This is a genomic window from Streptomyces sp. NBC_00236 (genome assembly GCF_036195045.1).
Taxonomy (GTDB): Bacteria; Actinomycetota; Actinomycetes; order Streptomycetales; family Streptomycetaceae; genus Streptomyces.
In genome coordinates, this window is the sequence record NZ_CP108100.1 from 5,382,142 (window position 1) to 5,404,055 (window position 21,914).

General features: G+C 67.9%; 20 protein-coding genes. 16 read left to right on the plus strand and 4 right to left on the minus strand.

Features of this window, described 5'->3' with window-relative positions:
- Window positions 1-92 precede the first annotated feature (92 nt).
- The 3 genes from OG446_RS24380 to OG446_RS24390 form a co-directional block, all read right to left on the minus strand.
- Window positions 93-1,823, minus strand: coding sequence for a chitinase (locus tag OG446_RS24380; RefSeq protein WP_328896027.1), 1,731 nt, complete (start codon window positions 1,821-1,823; stop codon window positions 93-95).
- A 773-nt stretch (window positions 1,824-2,596) separates the two neighbouring features.
- Window positions 2,597-4,168: a trypsin-like serine protease gene (locus OG446_RS24385; protein ID WP_328896028.1), complete on the minus strand. Its 1,572-nt coding sequence runs from the start codon at window positions 4,166-4,168 to the stop codon at window positions 2,597-2,599.
- 116 nt (window positions 4,169-4,284) lie between these two features.
- Window positions 4,285-4,677, minus strand: a complete 393-nt coding sequence (locus OG446_RS24390) for a hypothetical protein (protein ID WP_328896029.1) — start codon at window positions 4,675-4,677, stop codon at window positions 4,285-4,287.
- A 547-nt stretch (window positions 4,678-5,224) separates the two neighbouring features.
- Here OG446_RS24390 and OG446_RS24395 point away from each other — a divergent pair.
- From OG446_RS24395 to OG446_RS24470, 16 genes are all read left to right on the plus strand, one after another.
- Window positions 5,225-8,803 (plus strand): colicin D domain-containing protein, encoded by a 3,579-nt coding sequence (locus tag OG446_RS24395; RefSeq protein WP_328896030.1) that lies wholly within the window; start codon window positions 5,225-5,227, stop codon window positions 8,801-8,803.
- A 46-nt stretch (window positions 8,804-8,849) separates the two neighbouring features.
- Window positions 8,850-9,086, plus strand: a complete 237-nt coding sequence (locus OG446_RS24400) for a hypothetical protein (protein ID WP_328896031.1) — start codon at window positions 8,850-8,852, stop codon at window positions 9,084-9,086.
- Between the two features lie 539 nt (window positions 9,087-9,625).
- Window positions 9,626-10,486 (plus strand): hypothetical protein, encoded by an 861-nt coding sequence (locus OG446_RS24405; RefSeq protein WP_328896032.1) that lies wholly within the window; start codon window positions 9,626-9,628, stop codon window positions 10,484-10,486.
- Between the two features lie 171 nt (window positions 10,487-10,657).
- Window positions 10,658-11,368 (plus strand): Flp pilus assembly protein CpaB, encoded by a 711-nt coding sequence (gene cpaB, locus OG446_RS24410; protein WP_328896033.1) that lies wholly within the window; start codon window positions 10,658-10,660, stop codon window positions 11,366-11,368.
- A 7-nt stretch (window positions 11,369-11,375) separates the two neighbouring features.
- The gene (locus tag OG446_RS24415) at window positions 11,376-12,647 is read left to right on the plus strand and encodes an AAA family ATPase (protein WP_328896034.1); all 1,272 of its coding nucleotides are present in this window, start codon (window positions 11,376-11,378) and stop codon (window positions 12,645-12,647) included.
- A gap of 16 nt (window positions 12,648-12,663) precedes the next feature.
- Window positions 12,664-13,071 carry a TadE family protein gene (locus OG446_RS24420; protein ID WP_328896035.1) on the plus strand — a complete coding sequence of 136 codons (408 nt, stop codon included), beginning with the start codon at window positions 12,664-12,666 and terminating at the stop codon, window positions 13,069-13,071.
- A 3-nt stretch (window positions 13,072-13,074) separates the two neighbouring features.
- A complete protein-coding gene (locus OG446_RS24425) occupies window positions 13,075-13,452 on the plus strand; it encodes a TadE/TadG family type IV pilus assembly protein (protein ID WP_328896036.1) in 378 nt (125 codons plus the stop codon).
- Between the two features lie 66 nt (window positions 13,453-13,518).
- The gene (locus tag OG446_RS24430; protein WP_326658323.1) at window positions 13,519-14,856 is read left to right on the plus strand and encodes a CpaF family protein; all 1,338 of its coding nucleotides are present in this window, start codon (window positions 13,519-13,521) and stop codon (window positions 14,854-14,856) included.
- A 10-nt stretch (window positions 14,857-14,866) separates the two neighbouring features.
- The gene (locus tag OG446_RS24435; protein WP_328896037.1) at window positions 14,867-15,805 is read left to right on the plus strand and encodes a type II secretion system F family protein; all 939 of its coding nucleotides are present in this window, start codon (window positions 14,867-14,869) and stop codon (window positions 15,803-15,805) included.
- Between the two features lie 14 nt (window positions 15,806-15,819).
- Window positions 15,820-16,701: a DUF5936 domain-containing protein gene (locus OG446_RS24440; RefSeq protein ID WP_328896038.1), complete on the plus strand. Its 882-nt coding sequence runs from the start codon at window positions 15,820-15,822 to the stop codon at window positions 16,699-16,701.
- A 55-nt stretch (window positions 16,702-16,756) separates the two neighbouring features.
- Complete coding sequence (locus OG446_RS24445; RefSeq protein WP_328896039.1) at window positions 16,757-18,073, plus strand: sensor histidine kinase; 1,317 nt, start codon at window positions 16,757-16,759, stop codon at window positions 18,071-18,073.
- A gap of 46 nt (window positions 18,074-18,119) precedes the next feature.
- Entirely contained in the window at window positions 18,120-19,217 is a 1,098-nt protein-coding gene (locus tag OG446_RS24450; RefSeq protein ID WP_443050226.1) for a response regulator, read from the plus strand.
- A gap of 252 nt (window positions 19,218-19,469) precedes the next feature.
- Entirely contained in the window at window positions 19,470-19,700 is a 231-nt protein-coding gene (locus OG446_RS24455) for a hypothetical protein (RefSeq protein ID WP_219573553.1), read from the plus strand.
- Window positions 19,700-20,350 carry a pilus assembly protein TadG-related protein gene (locus tag OG446_RS24460; protein ID WP_328896040.1) on the plus strand — a complete coding sequence of 217 codons (651 nt, stop codon included), beginning with the start codon at window positions 19,700-19,702 and terminating at the stop codon, window positions 20,348-20,350. The genes OG446_RS24455 and OG446_RS24460 overlap by 1 nt, the downstream gene beginning before the upstream one ends.
- 31 nt (window positions 20,351-20,381) lie before the next feature.
- A complete protein-coding gene (locus OG446_RS24465; protein WP_328896041.1) occupies window positions 20,382-20,984 on the plus strand; it encodes a hypothetical protein in 603 nt (200 codons plus the stop codon).
- An 8-nt stretch (window positions 20,985-20,992) separates the two neighbouring features.
- Window positions 20,993-21,640 carry an OmpA family protein gene (locus OG446_RS24470; protein WP_328896042.1) on the plus strand — a complete coding sequence of 216 codons (648 nt, stop codon included), beginning with the start codon at window positions 20,993-20,995 and terminating at the stop codon, window positions 21,638-21,640.
- Between the two features lie 77 nt (window positions 21,641-21,717).
- Here OG446_RS24470 and OG446_RS24475 read toward each other — a convergent pair whose 3' ends face one another.
- On the minus strand, window positions 21,718-21,909 hold the full coding sequence (locus OG446_RS24475; protein WP_328896043.1) for a hypothetical protein: 192 nt from the start codon (window positions 21,907-21,909) through the stop codon (window positions 21,718-21,720).
- Between the last annotated feature and the right edge of the window lie 5 nt (window positions 21,910-21,914).

Sequence of the window (21,914 nt, forward strand, 5' to 3'; positions counted from 1 at the left end):
AGCGCCGCCGGGGGAGCGGCGGCGCTGCTGGTCAGTGATGCGTCAGAAGCAACAGGTCTTGCTCAGCCGTGAGTTGTCGTGTCCAGCGGGGGTTACGGAAGGCCGTGGACGTGCGGGCCGACCGCGTTCGACCAGGCGTTGCCCGACGTGGCGTCCCAGTTGGTCGACCAGGTCATCGCGCCGCGCAGGCCCGGGTAGGTCTTCGACGGCTTGAAGGAACCGCAGCCGGTGCCCTTCGCGAGGCAGTCCAGGGCCGCGTTCACGACCGAGGGGGCCACGTATCCGCTGCCCGCGCCCCTGGTGGAGGCGGGGACACCGAGACCGACCTGTGACGGGTCGAGGCCGCCCTCCAGCTGGATGCACGCCAGCGCGGTGAGGAAGTCCACCGAACCCTGCGAGTAGACCTTGCCGTCGCAGCCGAGCATCGAACCGCTGTTGTAGTACTGCATGTTGACGACGGTCAGGATGTCCTTGATGTTCAGCGCCGTCTTGAAGTACTCACCCGAGGTGGACTGCATGTCGATGGTCTGCGGAGCCATCGTGATGACGAGGCCGGAGCCCGCCTTCTGCGACAGCGAGCGCAACGCCTTCGTCATATAGGTGGAGTTGAGGCCGTTCTCCAGGTCGATGTCGACGCCGTTGAAGCCGTACTCCTGGATGAGGGAGTAGAGCGAGTTGGCGAAGTTGGTGGCGGAGGCGTCGCTGTTGACCGAGACGGACCCCTTCTCACCGCCGACCGAGATGATGACGTTCTTGCCTGCCGCCTGCTTCGCCTTGATGTCGGCCTTGAACTGGTCGACGGTGTAGCCGTTCAGGCCCGCCGAGTCCAGGTTGAAGGTGACGGCACCGGGCGTGGCCGTGGCGTCGGCGAAGGAGACCGCGATGATGTCGTAGTTCGCGGGCACGTCGCTGAGCTTCTGCACGGTCGCGCCGTTGTTGAAGTTCTGCCAGTAGCCGGTGACCGCGTGCTTGGGCACGGAGGTGCCGGGGTTGGGCTCGCCGCCCCCGGACTTGGCCGTGCGGCCGCTGACGGTGGCGGACTTCACGGACTCGCCGGCCGCGTTGGTGGCGGTCACCGAGAACTGGTACGCCGTGTCGGCCGCCAGCCCCGTGACCGTCGCCGAGGTCCCGGTGACGGTGGTGGCCTTGGCGCCGTCCTTGTAGACGGTGTATCCGGTCGCGCCGGACACCGCGTTCCAGGACAGGGCGAGGGAGGAGGGCGTGGCCGTGCCGACGGCCAGACCTGCGGGGGCCGCGGGGATCGTCGGGCCGGGGTCGGTGCCACCGCCGCCGTCGGGTCCGCTGACCGAGACGTCGTCGACGACATAGGCCGCCTGCCCGTACCAGCCGTGCGTGTACACGGTGACGGAGGTGGTGCTGGGGCCGGTCTTGAAGCTGGTGGAGAGCTGGGTCCAGCTGCTGGAGCCGGGGGTCCAGGTCGACACGTCGGTGGTGCCCGTTCCGCTCGCGCCCAGGTAGGCGTACCCGCCCTGGACCCAGGAGCTGAGGGCGTACGTCGAGTTCGGCTTCACGGCGACGGTCTGCGTGCACTTGGCGTTGTCCTGGCCGGCGGGCGTCGCCTTGAGGGCCGCGGTGCCGCCGTGCACGGGGGAAGAGACGGTGGCGCCGGAACCGCCGGAACAGGTCCAGTTGGCGAGGCCGGACTCGAACCCGGCGTTCTTGGCGACGTTGACGTCGGCGGCCTCGGCGCTGCTGACGAGACCGGTGAGGGTGAGCGCGCCCGCGGCGACGACGGCCATGGCGGAGCCGAGGAGCGGGCGGGTGTGACGCCTTCTGTGGCTCGTGGCGGGGGAACGTTCCACTTGCTGCCTCCGGGGGGAGTCGGGGATGGCGGGGAAGCGACACGGGGATGCCGGGGGGTGCGGCACAGGGGTGCTGGGGTGTGGAATCGAGGAACGGTGGCCACCGCTGGGCGATAAAGCTGGTCCAGACCAATCGAGTTGTCAAGACCTCTGGCAGGGGCTGGCGGCGAAGAGTGCTGGGAAGAACGCCCCGAAGACCGCTGTGAAGCCCGGTCGGGCGAGGGGTGAGGGGAGTTGCGTATCGCGGTTCGTTCGCTCACGCGAGGGGGCGATCCACCGGCGCGGGCGCGCGATCCGGGCGCGGGGGCCTGTGTGGGCGGTGCCGCGCCCGGACACGGCGGTCTACGCGCATCCGAGGGCCGGAACGTTGCCCGGGCCGAACCCGAAGCGGATGAGGGGGAAGGCGCGTCGAGCGAGTGCGCTCGACGGCGATACGGTCAGCGGATTGTGAACCGAAACGGCCGGGGCGATCGGCCGACGCCCGCGCAGCCGGCTCAGGACCGAGGCGTTCGGCCGTCTCGCCGGGCGAAGCGAGTCAGCAGGTGGCACGCCGACTTGATAGGGGGAAGGTCCTGGACGGCGTGTTCGCCTGATCGCTGGCGTGAGTACACAGTCGCCGAGTCACCCAGGACCGCTCTTGTCTGGTCCGACGTCACTGTACGGCCCGGACGGTGACCGTTCCGCCCGGACGGACGGAGCCCGACGCGACCGTACCGCCCGGACCGATTGTCGCCGGTCCGGGCGGTACGCGGATCATCTGTGGGGCCGAGGGCTCAGGACCCTGCGGGCCACAGAGTGGTGCCGAGGGCGAGGGCGCCGGTGCCGTCTCCCCGATACAGGCTGAAGTTGTTTTTGGGGTACATGACCGGACCCGTCAGGTACCAGTAGCCGACCAGGTCGCCCTTGCCGTCACCGTTGAAGTCACCACCGGCTATGGCTTCCATGGCACTCCAGCTGTTGTCGTGCCACATCTGCCGGGCCGGGGCGAAGGAACCGCTCGTGTTGGCGGCATACAGGTCGAGCCTTCCGGTGGAATTGACCGCCGCGATGTCGTCCCGGCCGTCGGCGTTGAAGTCCGCGGTGGCGAAGTGTGTCTTGCCACCCCACGTGCTGTCGTGCCACATGTTCCGCTTGTCACCGGTGAGAGCGCCGCTGGGGCCGGAGGTGTAGGCGTACAGCGAGCCGTCTTCCCAGACGGAGATCAGGCCGTCGCGCCCGGAGGCGTCGGCCTTGTAGCGGGCGATGTGCCGCACGGCCTTCCAGCTGGTGTCCTTCCACATCGGAATTCGGGTACCGAGGTAACCATTCGCGGAGCCGGGGTAGAGATAGAACTGACCGTCGCTCGACATTGCGGCCACATCGCCACGGCCGTCACCGTTGAAGTCACCCCCGATGATCCTGGAGAAGGTTTTCCACGTTCCGTCCTTCCACAGGGGCCGACCGTATTCGAGGGCCCCGCCGGGTCCGGTGTAGAACGCGTGCAGGGTGCCGTCGGTCAGCACTGCGGCGACATCGGTGCGGCCGTCACCGTTGAAGTCGGCGGAGGTGACGGTCTTGGTGGTCAAGTGGGCCACGTTGGTCAGGCGGGTCTGCCGTATCCAGGAGTCGACGTTGTCGATGCGGGTGTCTACGGCACCGTCACGGGTCTCGTCGGAGTTGTAGCAGCCGGCCCCCCAGGACCGGGAGTGAATGCCCACCAGCTCCGGTGTTCCGTCCGCCTTCATGCGGAAGGTGGGGCCACCGGCGTCGCCCTTGCAGATGCCCGCGGTGTCCGCTGCCGTGCCGCTCAGGGAGAGGGTGGTCTCGTCAACGGCTGTGAGGGTGGGCGTGGCGGTGTGAGCGGCGTCCGTCACCCATTGCGTCTTCGTACGTCCATAACCGGTGACCCGGATGTCCTCACCAACCGTCACAGGGGTGGAGGCGACCGCGATCGGGGCAACTTGAAACGCGGGGTCGTTGGAGAAGGGCGTCATCGAGTACAGGCGGACCATGGCCAGGTCACGGTCCGGGTGGGGAACGACTGAAGCGGCCGTGACCGGTAGGGGCACGGTTGACGGCCCACCCGCAGTGACCGTTATTCCGTCCGGCACGTACCCGGATGGAATCTGGCCGGTCCCGTCGGCGAAACAGCTGGCGGCTGTCAGGACCCACACCGGGTCCACCAGCGCTCCCGAGCAGCTGCGCTCGCCGTTCGCGATGTCGAGCTTGACGGTGAAGGCGTAGTCACCGGTCTTGACCGTGTCGCCACTGATCGCGACCGCGGGGGCGGAGGAGAGCAGGCAGGCGGCCACAGAGGTCGTGAGCAGGCCGATCGTCCACGAGGTACGCGGATTTCTTTTGGGCACGATTTTCCTTGACTGATTCAGAAGGCGAGGGGCCGCGCAGGACAGATGTGCGCGCCTGTGCGGCAAGCGGGCAGTCGGGAGCGCGGCGTTCCCGGGATCGCTAGGTGCGTTCGGGGTCAGCCGGTGACGCGGATCTCGACGAGCACGGACTGGGCGCCGCCGACGGTGCCCTCACCGACGGACTCGAAGCCGCCTTCGGGCAGGTCGATCGTGGCCGTCTGGCCATTGGCGGTGAGGTCGGCGCTTATGGGGTGATCCGCAGCTTCCAGAGCGAACACCCGGGGAAGCGAGAGGGTGATGAAGCCCGTCGCGGCCGTGGCCCGGAAGCAGTAGGTGCCGGCGCGGCCCACCGTGTCGTCCTTGACGGTCAGGACTCTGATCTGCTCGGCCGCAGGGTCGCAATCGGCCAGCAGGACATGTCCGTCGCCCTTCTTCAGTTCGATTCCCTTGGTCGCGAGGATCTTCGCGGCGCCGGGGTACGAGAAGTCCTCCACGGCGGAGGGCGGCATATCCTCAGCGGCTTGCTGGGCGGGCTCACCGGCGGCAAAGGCCAGGGGTATTCCGGCCCCCGCCACGAGTGCGCACACGGCTGCGGCAATCAGTGTTCTACGGGTGCGATGGGCCACAGGGAGTCCTTCCGGGCATGGCGCCTGCGCATCCGGAGGCCCCCGCCGAGATGTGATGATCAGGAAAAGATGTCGCTGGATGCTAAACGTCACCTTTCGAGGCGTCAAGAGCAGTCCGTGACAGGGGAGCTGTCTCGCCTTCGCGCGCATTGACCGTTGGTTTCAGCCAGTTCGGTGCCATTTGGGCACGAGGAGTCAGCCCTTCGAAGGGCGAACAAAAGCCGCCCATCGGAGGTTATTCAAAGAAAGCACCGTGTGGCGAGAAGGTAACCCTCTTGTAAATGTCCGCAGTTATCATCTGCGCGCATCGATTCAGCACACACCAATACAAGTTGACGTGGAGACAGAACGCGTGAGATTGAAACGACGGTTGCATGGGCCGGGTGGCGCCGGGAGAGCGCCGCGCGCGATACGCGCACTGATCACCACCTTGTTGCCGCTCGCTCTGGTTGCGGGCCTGTTCGGGGCCGCACCGGCCGCTGCCGAGGACGTTCCGCCCGAGATCGTCCCGGGCACCATGCTGGTGGTCCCCACCGACCGGGGCATGGTCGTGGAGCTCTGGAAGTCGGGCGGGCCCGGCGTCAAGGCCGCCGCCGAGGCCGCGCTGACGGGGACCGACGCCGATGTGCAGGCATTCCTCGACGCATCCTCGGACCTGGACTTCCAGGACAACCGGGTCCTGACGGCCCAGCTTGCCGGCGTCGGCGGTACCGAGCTCCTGGCTGCCGCCCGCACGGCGCTCGCCGGGACGCCCGAGGATCTGGACGACTTCCTGCTGTACGGGTGGCAGTCTCCGCTGGAGCAGGACCAGCGGGTGCTCGTGGCGCAGGTCATGAGCGTGGGTGGCCCCGGGGTCCAGGAGGCGGGGCGGGCCGCACTGAACGGCACGGCCGAGGATGTGAAGGCATTCCTGGACTCCGGCCAGTACAGCCAGCGTGAGCAGGACAACCGGGTCCAGCTGGTGCAGGTCATCAGCGTGGGCGGGCCTGCCGTGCAAGCGGCCGGGCGGCTGGCGCTGAGCGGGACCGCGCAGGACATAGCGGAGTTCCTGGAAGTGGGCCAGTTCGTGGCTCGCTCCCGGGATCAGGAGCACTCCACGGTTGCGCAGTTGGCGGCGCAGGCCCAGGAGGCCGGGCGGCAGGCAGCCGGTGAGACGGCGGCTGCCAAGGAGGCGTCGGCGCAGGCGGTCGAGGCGGCCAAGCTGGCAAAGGAAGCGGCTCAGCTGGCCGCTGCGGAGGCGGAGGCGGCCAAGGGCGACACCGAGAAGGCCGCGCAGGCCGCCGGGCGTGCGTCCAAGGCCGCGTCCCAGGCCGCGGCCGCCGCGCAGAAGGCCATCAACGCGGCCAATGCCGCGAGCAATTCGGCGCGGATCGCGGCGAGTGCCGCGTCGCAGGCGGCGGCAGCCGCCGCCGGTGCGGCACAGGCCGCGGCGAAGGCGCGCGGGGCGGCAGCGGACGCGGCTGTGGACGCGGGCAACGCGGCGGCGGCGCGTAAGGCGGCGGAGAACGCGCGTGGTGCCGCCAAGGGCGCGAACCTGGCGGCTGACGCGGCCGATCAGGCGGTGGTGGCAGCCACGGCGGCCGGGGACGCGGCGGCTTCCGCCGCAGGTGCCGGGGCGAACGCCAACCTTGCCGCGGACGCCGCGGTGGAAGCGAGCGGATACGCCGGTCAGAGCAGCGAGCAGGCCGCGCAAGCGCGAGCCGCGGCAGCGGCCGCACGTCGGCATGCCACTGAGGCGAACCGCGCCGCGGGCGCCGCGGAGGCGCTGGCCCGCAAGTCCGCGACGGCGGCCGGGGAGGCACGTGACGCGGCCAGGTCGGCGGCGACGCACGCGAACAACGCGGCAAAGGCCGCCGATGACGCCGCCGACCATGCGGGTGAGGCCGCCACGGCGGCGACGAAGTCGACCGCGCACGCGAACGCGGCCACCGCGGCCGCGAATGTGGCGTCCACCATGGCTGCCAAGGCCGAGGACGTGTACGCGCTGGCCCGTGAGGTCGAGGCGGAGGAGCTGCTGGGCCGCACCAACGCGGGTATCGAGCTGGCCAAGGACGCCAAGGCCGAGGAAGAGGCACGTCGGGCCGAGCAGACCCGTGCGGACCAGGAGAACAAGGACCGCGAGGCCGAGGCCCAACGCCTGGCCACCGCGGCTGCCCAGCCCGCGGCCGACTTCGCGGCCATCGCCGCCGGCGGCCGTGAACTGGCCATGCTGACGATGTCGAGGGGCACCCCCTGGGGGCGGGCCGCCGCCGAGTCCGCTCTCACCGGCACGGACGCGGTGGTCATCGAGTACCTGCGTAACGGATGGCGTCTGGCGGCGGAGCAGGACGAGCGTGCCCATGTGGAGCGGCTCGCCGAAGACAGCTCCGTCAAGGCGGTACGGGATGCCGCGGAGGTGGCCCTGGACGGGGGAGCCGCCGAGATCACGGCGTTTCTGACGCAGGGGCAGTACGAGGCGGGTGAGTCGGACTTCCGGGTCGCCATCGCCCAGGCCGTCTCCGCGGGCGGGCCCGAGGTCCAGCGGACGGGGCGGGCCGCACTGTCGGCCGGGACGATCGCCGCATACCGCACGTTCCTGACGAGCACGCTGGACACAGCGCGCGGTGAGGACGAGCGAGTACGGGCCGCACAGCTGATCAGCAGCGGTGGTCCCGAGGTGAAGTCCGCGGCACGGATCGCGCTGGAGGGCTCGACGCAGATGCTGCACGCGTTCATCGAGTCGGGCCAGTACATGGCCCAGCGCAAGGACCTCCTCGCCGCGACCCACCTCGCGCTGGTGCAGGAACTGATCTCGGAGGCGGTGAAGGTCGCCGCGCTCGCGCAGAAGGACGCGGCCACCGCGCAGAAGGTAGCGGCCCTTGCCCGCAAAGCCGACGCAGACGCGGAAAAGTACGCGAAGCAGGCTCAGGATTCGGCCGACGACGCCAAGGAAGCCGCCGACGAGGCCGAGCAGCACGCCAAGGACGCAGAGACATCGGCGGCCGCCGCGGCCGCATCCGCGAAGACCGCCCGGGCCGCGGCGGACCGTGCCGACCGTGACGCCGACAACGCGGCCGCATCCGCCGCCACCGCTACCGTCTCCGCCGAGAACGCCCAGGCATCCGCCACCCAGGCATGGTTCGACGCCGATCAGGCACGCGCCTCGGCCATCGCGGCCGGCAAGGACTCCGCGGCGGCTCTCGAAGCGGCGACGCAGGCCTTCACCATCTCCGTGCAGAAGCGCAAGGAGGAGGAGGAAGCCCGGCGCGAGGAGCTGCTGAAGGCCAAGGAAGCCGCGGAGAACGATCCGGGGGCGCAGGCTCGCAAGCAGTACCGCTGCGGCGTCCTGGACCCCACCTGCGAGATGACCGACAACCCCGTCCGGTGGTGCGTGCAGAACGAACTTCTGTGCCAGATCATCTCCGTGGGCCCCGCCTTCAACGACGCCATGCAGCAACTGTGGGAGGTCACCGCAACGCTCACGGGGCTCACTCAGCTCGAGAACTGCGCCATGAAGAAGGACCTCTGGGCCTGCGCGGAACTCACGACGGACGTCATCGTCCAGTCCAAGCTGAAACTGCTGACCCGGTCGTACGAGGCACTGCGCAACCTCAAGCGTGGCTGCAAGACCGTCGACAGGGTGAGCTTCGGTCTGCTCCGTGTCCTCGACCTGCCGCCGCCCGCTTCGGCCGGGTGCGGCACCTTCTGGATGGACTCGGACAGACTCGCGCACCACTACATGAGGAAGGACACGAAGGGGGTCATGCACGCCGAGGCCTTCGGGGTGCACGGCGACTTCAACAAGGTGAACGGGGAGAAGTTCGTCAAGGCGGTCGAGAACCTGGTGACGAATCCGGGTACCCGCAGGATCGAGGGAACGTACCGGAAGAAGCCCGCCATCCACTTCGTCGACGAAACCGGCCTGCACGTCTCGTTCGCCCGGAACGGGCCGGATGTGGGCATGTATCTCGGCGGCTGGCGATCTGACGGCGATCAGCTCCTGTATTTGCTGCGGGACGGAGTGCTGTAATGCCGGTTAATCTCTGTGGGAGTGCCCGAATCCGGGAAGGTGCGGCATGAGGATCGAGTTGTCGCAGGACCAGGCGCTGGTCCTCTCCGACTGGATGGACCGGGTGCTGCATACGAAGGAGTTCGCGGCCCAAGTCGACGACCGGGCGGTATGGTCCGCTTTGTTCGTCATCAGCGGAGCCCTTGAGACGTCCTTGCCAGCCATCTTCGCCGCCGACTACGACGAGCAGTTGGAGGCGGCGCGTGAGCGGTTGCTCCCTCAATTGGGTGATTTCGGAAAGTAACGCCGCGCACTGAGCGTGCGCCGGGACGAGCGGCCGCCGGCCTTCTGCCGGCGGCCGTTGCGTTGACCGGTGGCCGTTGCGTTGACCGGCGGCCGTTGCGTTGACCGGTGGGGGCCTTCGGCGTCCGTGAGAGGGTTCTGCGTGACCCCGTGTGGGCCCGGGGGCCCCAATTCGGGCCCAGAGTTCACAGTGGGCCCACCAGGAACATCGCGATCCATCGCGTGAAAGCGCTCCCACGCTCTCTGACGTGCGCAGAAGTGTAAATGGATCATGAATTGTCTCGACGTGCGCGGCTAGGTCGCCGAATGGTACGCAATTTAACTACCAGTCACTTGAGATGATTTGTCAGGCGAACGCCCTGTGCGGACTTCGTGAGCCCTGCCTCACTGGGCCCCCAAAGGTGTTCTCTGCCTCCCCGGACGTGGATAAAGTGCTGAGGCAGGAGCGCCCGAGTAAGGAGCACCTGGCAGGAGCGATTGCGGCCGGCGGTACGCGGCGGCCGGAGCCGAACGGGGAACAGCGTGCCGACAGCAATAGCAGTGACCAGTGCTGACCTCGTGCTGCCTCCGACCGATCAGCAGACGCCCACGGCGGTGGTCCTGAGGGCGCCCGACGAGCAACCGCTCGACCAGGCGCTGAGCGATATGCATCTGCTCCTGGAGCAGCACGGCTACGTCATCGCGGTCTATCCCGCCAGCATCCCGGTCGCCCACGAGCGTCGGCTGCACATGATCCGCTCGGTGCTGGAGAGCGACCGCATTGCCCTGATCAAGGCGGATCTGCCACCCTTGGGTGTAGCGGTACTGGTGCGCCAATTGCGGCAGTTGTCCATCTGTGACTTCAGTGCCGGGGTCGTCGCCTCGGCCGCGAGGCTGCTCTCCCACTACATCCACGCCGGGGCGCTGCTGAACTCGGTCACCAAGCTCGACCGGGTGCCCGTCAGCCTGAAGGCCCATGCGAAGTCATGGGTCCCCGGCTCGCAGTTCGGTGTGCTGGCCAATCCGAACCCCCAGCTGATCAAGATCGGCTCGGGAGATCTCGCCGGGCCCGAGTTCTCCACCCATCTGCTCGTTGCCAAGGGGCAGTTGCAGTCCGACTGGGTGGCATCCACGATCGCTCCGGCCTGGCAGGTGCAGGCCGTACAGGAAGTCGCCTTGCCTGCGGATTCGCCCACTTGGTGGGGTACTCCGAAAATGATCGAATTCGCCGCCTTTCTGCCCGATATCTCACTGATTTATCAGCTGGTTTCTTCGGTGCGCAGGGAGGTCTGTACCTGGTGCGGAAATGAACTCATCGGCGACCGCTGCGGACTGTGCTCGGCCCCGTTGAAACCGCCGGAGAACCAAACGCACGGTTCCGGTGTCCTGAACCAAGGAACACCCATGCACCACGGGTCGTGAGCCATCGCGACGGCGGAGTGCCGCTGCTGCACCCACAGCCCGGCGAACCGCGCACGGCACCGGCCCGCTTCCGTACGGGCGGAGGCCGCAGCGTGACCCGCGTCCGCCCGACCCCGCTCCGCCCCTCTGTCCGCTCATCGGCCCACGTCTCTCAACGAGGTTGCTCCGCTCATGAACTCACGGCAACGCCGCGGCGTCATCCTTCTCCTTCTCTCGGTCCTCTGTGCCTTCGGCGCGTTCGCCGGTGTGCTTTCGGTGATCAGTGATGTGAACTCGAAGGTAGGACCGGAGGTGACTGCCTACCAGGTCAAATCGAACATAGCCCCCTACCGTCCGCTGGACCCGGGGCAGTTCGAGAAGGTCTCGATGCCGAAGCGCTGGCTGTCCAAGAACGCCGTCACCGACCTGTCGGTGCTGGACGGCAAGATCGCCGTGACCAACCTCCGCGCGGGTTCGCTGCTTCAGGAGGACATGCTCGTCAAGCGCCCGGCGCTGGAGAGCGGGCAGCAGGAGATCGCCATCATGATCGACGCCGCGACCGGCGTCGCCGGCAAGATCCGGCCGGGCAACCTGGTCAACATCTACGCGACCTTCGGCGGCCAGAACGACAAGGAACAGCCCACCTCGCGCGTCATCGTGCCGAACGCCAAGGTCATCGACGTCGGCCAGCTGACCTCCCTGGAGCCGGGGAACGAAGACCGCAGCGGCCCGACCGAGGCCGTGCCGATCACCTTCGCCCTGGACACCACCGACGCACAGCGCGTCGCCTACGCCGAGTCCTTCGCCGAGCACGTCCGACTGGCCCTGCTGCCGAACGACAGCCCGACCACCCTGCGTCCGGGCGAGGGCAGCTACAACCTCGACGAAGACAAGAACAAGTGAGGACTGGATGAGCACACGAATCCTCCCGGCTGTCGGCGATGCCGACGCCGCCCGATCCATCACCACACTGCTCAGCCAGCTCCCCGACGCGGAGCCGGCCGGGCCCCTGGGTGACTCCACCGCGCTGCTCGACACCCTGGCCCGGCTCGCCGCCGAGTCACTGGACGAGCTGCCCGAGGTCGTGCTGGTGCACGAGCGGATCGGTCCGGTTCCAGCCCTTGAGCTGATCCGGGAGGTGGCCCTGCGCTTTCCGGCGGTCGGGGTCGTGCTCGTCACCGCCGACGCGAGCCCCGGGCTCTACTCGGCAGCCATGGACTCCGGCGCCCGCGGCCTGGTCGGCCTGCCCCTCTCGTACGAGGAGCTGGCCCAGCGCGTCCAGGCCGCCGCCGGCTGGTCCGTGGGAGTCCGCCGCCACCTGGGGGCGGGCGCCGAGGTCTTCACCGGTCCCGGTGGCACGGTCGTCACCGTCAGCGGTGCGAAGGGCGGCGTCGGCGCGACCGTCACCGCCGTACAGCTGGCCCTGGCGGCCCAGGCCTCCGGCCACACGGTCGCCCTGGTCGACATGGACCTGCAGTCCGGAGACATCGCCTCGTTCCTGGACGTACAGTTCCGCCGTTCCATCGTCGACCTGGCCGCGATCAGCGACATCTCGCCCCGCGTCCTGTCCGACGCCGTGTTCAGCCACGGCAGCGGCCTCGCCCTGCTGCTGGCACCCGGCGAGGGCGAACGGGGCGAGGAGGTCAGCGACCGGTCCGCCCGGCAGATCGTCAGCGCACTGCGTTCGCGGTACGAGGTCGTGGTCATCGACTGCGGCAGCCAGATGAACGGCGCCAACGCCGCAGCCATCGAGATGGCCGACATCGCCCTGCTGGTCACGACCCCGGACGTGGTCGCGGTGCGCGGCGCGAAGCGCATCGTACGGATGTGGGACCGCCTCCAGATCCGCAAGGCGGAGGAGACGACGACCCTCGTCAACCGCTACAGCCGCAACACGGAGATCCAGCCCCCGCTGATCCAGAAGATCACGGGGACCCGGATCGCGGGCACGGCGATTCCCGCCAACTTCAAGGAACTCCAGGGCGCGGTCGACGCCGGCCGCATGCACGAACTCGACGCGAAGAGCGTCGTCAAACAGGCGCTCTGGGCCCTGGCGGGCGAGCTCGGTCTGGTGAAGGTTCCCGCCGGGGCGGAAGGCAGTGGCAAGTACAAGAACGACCGGGGTTCGATCGGGCGCTCGCGCAGGCGGGGCGATTCCGCGGGCCGTGGCAAATCCGACTGAGGGGGCAGGTTGATCCATGGTGACCACCGAGAGGGCGGAAACCCGGATAGGCAGGAGGCGTGACCGCGACCGCGGACAGACCGCGATCGAGTTCGTCGGGGTTACGCCACTGATCATCCTGATGCTCATCGCGCTCTGGCAGTGCGCGCTGTACGGCTACACGTTCATCCTGGCCGGGAACGCGGCGGATGTGGCGGCGCGGGCGGGGAACGGGTCGCAGTGGAACCAGGACGCGGCCTGCGAGCGTGCCGGCAGGGAGGACCTGCCGAGCGCCTGGCAGGGCAAGGCTGACTTCGGTTGTGACACCGAGGCGGGACCTCTGTACAAGGCGAAGGTCACGCTCACCGTCCCCGTGCTGGTCCCCGGAGTACTCGACTGGGGCCCGCATGTCACCGGCGAAGCAGCGTCCGCGAGGGAGGGCTGATCCATGACGGGGAACAAGCGAAGGTCTGTCCGCGACCGCGGCCAGGTCGCCTTCGAGTACATGGGGTTCGTCCCGCTGCTGCTGCTGGTCGGCCTCTGCGCCATTCAGCTGGGCATCGCCGCGTACGCGGTGAACCAGGCGGGCACCGGCGCCCGGGCGGCAGCGCGTACGGCCAGTCACGAGTTTCCGGAGACCCCGCCGACGCTGGCAGGCCACCGGGCCATGAGCGACTGGATCTCCAAGAACGGCAATGCGCAATTCGTGCCCTCGTACGGGGCCGACACCGTGACGTACACCGCCAAGGTCAAGATCCCCTCGATCATCCCGTGGGTCGACGACTTCGGTACCGCCACCCGCAGTTCCACCATGCCGAAGGAATGACGCGGAGCAGCCGCCGCCCCACCCACACCGCACCACACCGGCCAGCCGGATCTAGGAGTCAGCGAAATGAGTCTGCGGGCACGCATCACCGCCCCCGAGGAGCAAGCCGGGGGGCGGGAGGACGGCCACATGGTCGCCTCCTACCGGGCCAAGCTGCTTGAGGAGATCGACCTGGCGGAGATGTCCTCGCTGGCCGCTGCCGACCGGCGGGCCCGCCTGGAGCGCGTACTCGGGCACATCATCAGCCGCGAAGGCCCGGTTCTCTCGACCGTCGAACGGTCGCAGCTGATCCGCCGGGTCGTCGACGAGGCCCTCGGCCTCGGCATCCTGGAACCGCTGCTCGAAGACGCGTCCATCACCGAAATCATGGTGAACGGCCCCGACCAGATCTTCGTCGAGCGCAGCGGCAAGGTCGAACAGCTCCCGATGCGCTTCGGCTCGCACGAGCAGCTGATGCAGACCATCGAGCGCATCGTCTCGACCGTCAACCGGCGCGTGGACGAGTCGAACCCGATGGTGGACGCCCGCCTCCCCAGCGGCGAGCGTGTCAACGTGATCATCCCGCCGCTCGCGCTGACCGGTGCCACGCTCACGATCCGACGGTTCCCGAGGGCCTTCACCCTCCAGGAGATGATCAACTTCGGCTCGCTCGACGAGCAGATGCTGATCCTGCTGTCCGGGCTCGTCCAGGCCAAGCTCAACATCATCGTCTCCGGCGCCACCGGCACCGGCAAGACGACCCTGCTCAACGCGCTCTCCGGGCTGATCCCCAACAACGAGCGCATCATCACCATCGAGGACTCCGCCGAACTCCAGCTCCAGCAGAACCACGTCATCCGGCTGGAGTCCCGCCCCGCGAACGTCGAGGGCAAGGGCCAGATCTCGATCCGTGACCTGGTCCGCAACTCCCTGCGTATGCGCCCCGACCGCATCGTCGTCGGTGAGGTCCGTGGCGGCGAGTCGCTCGACATGCTCCAGGCGATGTCCACCGGTCACGACGGCTCCCTCGCCACCGTCCACGCCAACAACGCCGAGGACGCGCTGATGCGTCTGCAGACCCTTGCCTCCATGTCGGAGATCAAGATCCCCTTCGAGGCCCTGCACGACCAGATCAACAGCGCTGTGGACGTGATCGTCCAGCTCACCCGGCACGCGGACGGTGGTCGAAAGATCACCGAGATCGCGATCCTCGACTCGCACGGCCGCGACAACTACCGCATCGTCAGCGTCGCCCGCTTCATTCCCCAGCCGATGGCCGCCGACGGGCGGATCTACGGCCAGTTCCAGTACCTTCCGCTCCCGCGCAAGATCGCCGAACGCCTCTACATGGCCAGCCAGCCCATTCCCCAGGCCTTCGGTGTCGCCTCGTCCGACGAACAGCTCGCCACCCGAGAGGCCAAGTAGGTACCGCGCCATGACCAATCTCCCCCTCCTCACGATCGGCGTCACGCTCGTCTGCGGCGTGCTCGGCGTCATGGGTCTGCACGCGTACGCCGGCGGCAAGGCCGACCGCGACGCCCTCGTCGACCGCCTGTCGCACACCGGTCAGATACAGGCCGCAGGGCGCCACCGCCGCTTCCAGGGCGTCGACCGCAGGCTGCGCAAGACCGGACTGGGCCGCAGGATCGAGCTGAAGCTCGCCGCCACGGGCATGGAGATCACGCCCGGCGAGTTCTTCGTCTACGCGCTGATCGCCATGGCGGGCCTCTGGATGGCCGCCTCGTCGATCCTCGCCTCCTTCTTCGGCCCGGTCGCCGCACTGGTCGGGCTCTGGGGCACCAACGCCTTCCTGAACTACCAGCGGACCAAGCGCACCGAGCGCTTCATCAACCAGCTCCCCGAGCTCTCCCGCATCCTCGCCAACGCCACCCAGGCCGGACTCGCGCTGCGTACCGCGCTCTCCATGGCGGCGGACGAGCTGGAGGACCCGGCCGGCGAGGAACTCGCCCGCGTCGCCCGTCGCCTCAGCGTCGGCGAATCACTCGAGGACGCCATGAGCGAGCTGACCGAGCGCCTGCCGTCACGTGAACTCGTCGTCCTGGTCACGACCCTCGTTCTCTCCAACCGGGCCGGCGGTACGGTCGTCAGCTCCCTGCGCAACCTCACCGAGACGCTGGAGGAGCGCAAGGAGACCCGTCGTGAGGTCAAGACGCAGCTGTCGCAGGTCACCGTCACGGCCTACGCGGTCCCGGGCTTCGGCATCGGGGCCATGCTCCTGATGAACGCCGTGATGCCGGGCGCACTCGACCGTATGACCGGCGCGTTCATCGGCCAGGTCGCCGTCATCGTCTCGCTGGTCCTGTACGCGATCGGATTCATCGTGATCCGCCGCCTGTCCCGTATCGACGTCTGAGGGGAGGAGCGGACATGGACTTGTTGCTCGCACTCGTTGTAGGTCTTGCCGTGTACGGAGTGATCGCCGGCATCCGGATGTACCGTGCCGACGCCAAGCTGCCCGGGGACCTGGCCATCGCCCTGGAGGTCGGCTCCAGCCGTACCAGCGCGGTCGGCTCCGGCATCGACCGGATGGGCATGCGGTGGGCCCCCGCGGTGCTCAGGATGATGGGCCCCAAGGCCGTCAACAAGAAGCGCCACCAGATCGACATGGCCGGTAACCCCGGCGGCCTCACCATCGACCGGTACGCCGCCCGGCGTGCGGTCTACGGTGCCCTGGGCGGGTTCGGCGCTCTGTCGATGCTCATGCGCGGCCAGGTCTTCGTCGCCATCCTGCTCCTCGCGTTCGGCGCCTTCTGGGTGGAGGTCGGCATCTGGTCGGCCGTCCGCGTCCGCAAGGAACACATCGAACGCACGCTCCCCGACTTCCTCGACGTGCTCGCGGTCGTCGTCTCGGCAGGCCTCGGCTTCCGCCAGGCGCTGGAGCGCGTCGCCGAGAAGTACGAAGGCCCCTGGGCGGACGAACTCCGCATCACACTGCGCCAGATGGACATGGGCGTCAGTCGTCGCCAGGCCTTCGAGGAACTGCGCAAGCGCAACGACTCCGAGCAGGTCGCCATGTTCGTGACCACGCTCCAGCAGGGCGAGGAGCTGGGTGCGCCGATCGTCGAGACGCTGATCCAGATCGCCAACGACATGCGCCGCACCGACGCACAGAACGCACGACGGAAGGCGGCCAAGGCCGTCCCGAAGGCGACCTTCGCGGTCACCTCGTTCCTGCTCCCGGGAACGCTGGTGATGCTGACGGTCGGATTCGTCTACGGGGCCAACGTCGACTTCTCGTTCATGAAGTGATGACCCCGCATGCCGAGGATGATGAGAACGATGAGCCCGAGGAGGTGACAGGCGCATGGCATTTCAACTGAGCGACTCTCAACCGGGGTTGACGAGTGAGGTACGCCAGGCGCTCGCGAACCCGGGCGCGCAGCCGGCCTTCGCGATCCAGCTCAACGCGCTCCAGGCCATGTGCCGGCAGGTCTTCGGATTCCGCCTGGCCATGACGGCCATGGCGACGCCGTTCGCCATCGACCGCACAGCACCCGGTCTCGCGACCTGGCTGATCGGCGCGGCCATCCTCGTCACCTTCATGGGTTCCTACGTCCTCTTCCGGGACTGGGAGCGCTTCGGCCCGCTCTTCCTGCGCCACCCCTGGCTGCTAGGGGTCGACGCGGTCTTCGGCGCCTTGCTGCTGATCACCGCCACACCGGAATCCACCCTGGCGTACGTCACGGTCTGCACACCGCTGCTCGCCGGACTCGTCTACGGGTGGCGGGGCGCGGCAGTCTTCGCCGCCCTCCAAACGCTGATCATCTTCGGCGTGTACGGCACCGACGCGAAACTGGAGGCCAGCGAGGCCACCGCGCTGCTTCTCCCCGGCTTCTGTGTGATCGCCGGTGCGGTCGGTGTCACCCTGCGCAACCTGCTGCTCCGCTTCGGCACGGCGAGTCAGGCCCTCACCGAGACCCGCGCGCGACTGGCCGTGAGCGAAGCGATCGAGGGCGAACGCACCCGTCTGGCCCGGGAGATGCACGACTCCGTGGCCAAGACACTCCATGGACTGGCGATGGCAGCCGATGGCCTGGCCAGCTCGTCCGACCGGATGGACCCGCTGACCGTCAAGCACCAGGCCGAGCTTGTCGCCCGGTCCGCCCGGCGCGCGGCGGCGGAGTCGCGCGAGCTGCTGTCGGACCTGCGCCGCGAGTCGGGACTCGACGGCGGCATCGATGTCGTGGGCGAACTGCAAGCACGTGCCGACGACTTCACCCGCCGCCATGGCCTCACCGCGACCTTCCGACTGCTGAACGACATCCCGGTCCCGCCCGTGCCCCAGGTCGTGGCCCGGCAACTGCTCACCATCGCCTCCGAGGCGATGGAGAACGCCAACCGCCACGCGCACCCCACCTATCTCGTCGTCCTCGCCGGAGTGAAGGGCGACGTCCTCAGGATCAGCGTGTACGACGACGGGAAGGGCCTGCCCGCCGGTGTCACGCTCGACGACCTCAGACGTGCCGGCCACTTCGGACTCGTCGGCATGGTCGAACGCGCCGCGTCCATCGGCGCCCGCATCCGCATCGGCAAGGGCAAGGCAGTCACCGGCACGGAAGTCCGCCTGGAACTGCCCATGGCCGCCCTGACCCAGGCACCACCCGCTTCTCCGCTCGATTGACCCGCTCCCCACCCGTCCCCACAGATACATGAGAGGAGGTCGCAGAATGTCGGACGACGTCTCCCGTGCCTCGGGCCAGAACTGGGCCGCACAGCCCCACGCCTCCCAGCACACGTCCTCGCACGGCACACCGGTCACTTCCGAATCCAGCTCCCCGGGGTTCCCCGTTCCTCAGCAGGCAGCGGCATCCGGAACCATGCCGGCCTTCCCCCCTGCCCCCGGCCTTCCCGCTCCAGGACCGATGAGAGTCGTCGTCGCCGACGACAACCCCGTGGTCCGGGCGGGGCTCGGCGCCCTGCTCTCCGGCCGGAACGACATCGAAGTCGTCGCCGAGGCCGCGGACGGCCGCCAGGCCTACGACATGGCAGTCCAGCACCGCCCCGATGTCGTGCTGCTGGACGTCCGCATGCCCGGTGTGGACGGCATCTCCGCGCTGCCGCACCTGGTCCAGGTCGCGCCGGTGATGATGCTGACCTACAGCCGCGAGAGCGAGATCGTCCACGAGGCGCTGCGGCTGGGCGCGGGTGGATACCTGGTGCACGGCGAGTTCACCGCCGACCAGTTGGTGCAGGCCGTACGCGACACGCAGAGTGGCCGGGCCCACTTCACCGCCACGGCGGCGAACGCGCTCCTGGCTCATATGCGGCAGGGTTCCGGACCGCAGGGGTCGGTCCTGCCGGAGGGTCTGGGCACGGCGCTGACCTCAGGTGTTCCGTATCAGCAGCCGGGATATGACGGCCGCACTCCTGGTTCGCCCCAGCAACACGATGCGTATGCACATCCACCGATGCCTATGGCGCCCCCTCAACAGGCCGCATCCGGGGCACGACTGGCTGTTTCCTCGCAAGGTCTTTCGCATTTGCAACCGAATGTGGGACAGTCTTCCGTAACTGGGCGGCCGGGTGTGCCTCCTGACAGGCAGCAGTACGGGCTGAGTTCGAGGGAGGTGGAGGTCATGGATCTGATTGCGTCCGGCATGAGCAATCAGCAGATCGCCGCCACCTGTTTCATCAGCGAGAAGACGGTCAAGAACCACATCAACCGCATCTTCACCAAACTGCACAGCGGCAGCCGCAGCGAGGCGATCGCCCGCTGGCTCGGCACGGCATCGCCTGCCGGGCCTGCCGCACGGGGGGACAGGTAGTCATGGCTGATCGGGGGATCGAGCGAGACGTGGCGAGTCAGGGCCCGGGGGCCCAGTCCCGGACGCGCAGGGCCCAACTGCTGGATTGGGCCCGGGAATGGGCCCTGGGACCCTCTGGTGGGCATGGTGTTCCGCCGTATGTTTCTCGTATCGCAAACGGCACCGGCCAGGAGGAAGCCGGTAACGGGAGCGAGAACAAAGGAACTTGCGAGTCGGCCGGCAGTCGGTCGGCCGAATCTGGAGGGGAACACCATGTCGAACATCACCCTGAAGACCGCCGTCCGCGTCAACGGCTGGGCCAACACCGCCGTCTCCAAGATCCAGAAGCGCTACGAGACCGCGGACCGCGGCCAGACGGCCTTCGAGTACCTCGGCATCATCCTGGTGGTCGTCGCGATCATCGGTGGCATGGTGGCCTCGGGCATCGGCGGCGCGATCACGACTCGTATCACCGGTCTGGTGAGCTCCATCACCGCCGGCTAATGGAGCTGCGTAAACGCCGCGACGCAGGGCAGGCCTTCCCCATCTACATTGTGATGGTGGCGGGCCTGCTCTTCCTCGCGTTCGCGTTCTTTGCTGTCGGTCAGGCCTCCGCCACGCGTAACGGCGCCCAGGGCGCTGCGGATGCTGCGGCGCTTGCTGCCGCGCAGGATGCTCGGGACGGGTTGACGCCGTCGCTTCTCGCGGCGCTTCGGGAGCCGAACGGCCTGAACGAGTTTCTGGCTACGCACCAGTACTTCCAGGCGGGGCGCGGGAAAGCCATGCAGCTTGCATCCGACAACCGTTCGGACGTCATTGATTTCTATTGGCGGCCGGGCTATTGGCAGGACAAGGTCACGGCCAGGATCGAAACTCGCTACACCGTGGGGGATTCGGTCATCCCTGGCACGGAGAACAAGCGGGCCACGGCCACGGCTACCGCAGTGATCAAGTTTCGGTGCGGCTCCAAGGTCAAGGATGTTCCGGCGCCCGAACCCGGCGATGGTGACGGGTCCGACACGGGCGGTGAAGTTAGTCTGCCTGTAGTCACCCTCGTTTGCGACGGACGGGACGTCCCAATCGATCTGGGCAGTAGCGACCCCTTGGCCGGCCTGAGCAAGTTGATCTTTGCCGTGCATCTGATCGACGACTGACAGCGAACGACGAGTAAAGGAACCTGAACCCATGAGTATTCGGCGCACCACGAAGTCCCGACGGGCGGTGGCGGCTGCCTCAATGGCTGCTGTGCTGACTCTTGTTGTCACCGGATGCGGTGGCGATGACGGTGGAAAGACGGAGAATTCCGGCTCTTCGTCGTCTGCCAAGCCATCTGGTGAGGACAAGGGTGCGGGGGGCGACACCGCTGCTGGGGACCAGGTGGACCCGAATGCGAAGCTCGCCGAGGTCAAGGGTCAAGGTGGGCTGACTCTCGTTATCAATCAGGTAAAGCGTGACTCCGGCGGTTTCCTCACGGTTCAGGGGCAAATCAAGAACGAGGGCGACCAGTCCAAGAACACGGCTGGCTGGGCAGGCTCGGAGAGCGCTGTCGTGGCTAAGAACCCGAACTCTGTCGCGGGAGCGACTCTGGTGGACAAGGTAGGCAAGAAGCGCTACTACGTTCTCCGCGACACGGATTCAAACTGCCTGTGCACGACGGGGATTCTTCCCCTGCAGCCAGGTAAGGAGACGCCCGTCTTCATGCAGTTCCCGGCGCCGCCGGAAACCAGCACTGAAGTCGACTTCACCTTGCCCACCTTCGCCACCGCTTCGCTGAAGATCTCTGGGTGATGGCCGATATGAACTCCACTCGCACAAGGCGTCGGCCAGGCCATTACACCGGACGGACCCTTGCCGTAGCGGTCCTGCTGGCCGGCACCACGGTCTTCGGTGCGTCAACCGCCCTGGCAGACGACGGCCCCAGCGTTCCTCCGGGCACAGAAGCCTCCTCCGAGCCCCCCGTCAAGCTCGACAGCAGCGACCCCGACCTCAAGATGCCCGAGGGCGGCACGCTCGCTCCGGGCAAGGTCCTCGACATCATCCAGGTCGTCGAGGACGAGGGCGGCGAGGAGCGACGCGAGGACACGAACGCGGACATCAAGTTCGCGCTCCAGGCCGAAGTGCTCTTCGGCAAGGACAGCGCGAAGCTGAGCGCCGCTGCCAACTCCCGTATCGCTGCCATCGGTGCCGAGATCAAGAAGCAGAACGCCACCAAGGTGCGCGTCTTCGGCTTCACCGACAACCTCGGCTCCTCCGCGCACGGCGACGTGCTTTCCAAGCAGCGTGCCGACGCGGTGCAGTCGGTGCTGGTGAAGTCCACGGGCTCGAATGTCACCTTCGAGATCCGCGGCTACGGCGAGCAGTACCCGATCGCCGACAACAGCACGGAAGAGGGCCGCAAGAAGAACCGTCGCGTGGAGGTCTCCTTCCCGCGCGGGGACAGCTGACCGGCACGGGTTGTACTCCTGATCCGGCAGTACGGGCCCGGCACCGCGATTCGCTGCGGTGCCGGGCCCGTGCGTCGTCACAGCAGGTGGTCGGCCTTGCCGGCCTTGATGTCGCGGATCATCTGCTGGAGCGACTCACGGCTGTCGGTGAGGTAGCGGTCCTCGGCGCCAGCGACGGCGATGTAGCTTTTGCCCTCCCCGTCCGTCCCGAAGCGGTAGCACGAGTTTCCTTCGCCGCAGAATGAGTCTTCCCATATCACGTCCGGCATCTGCC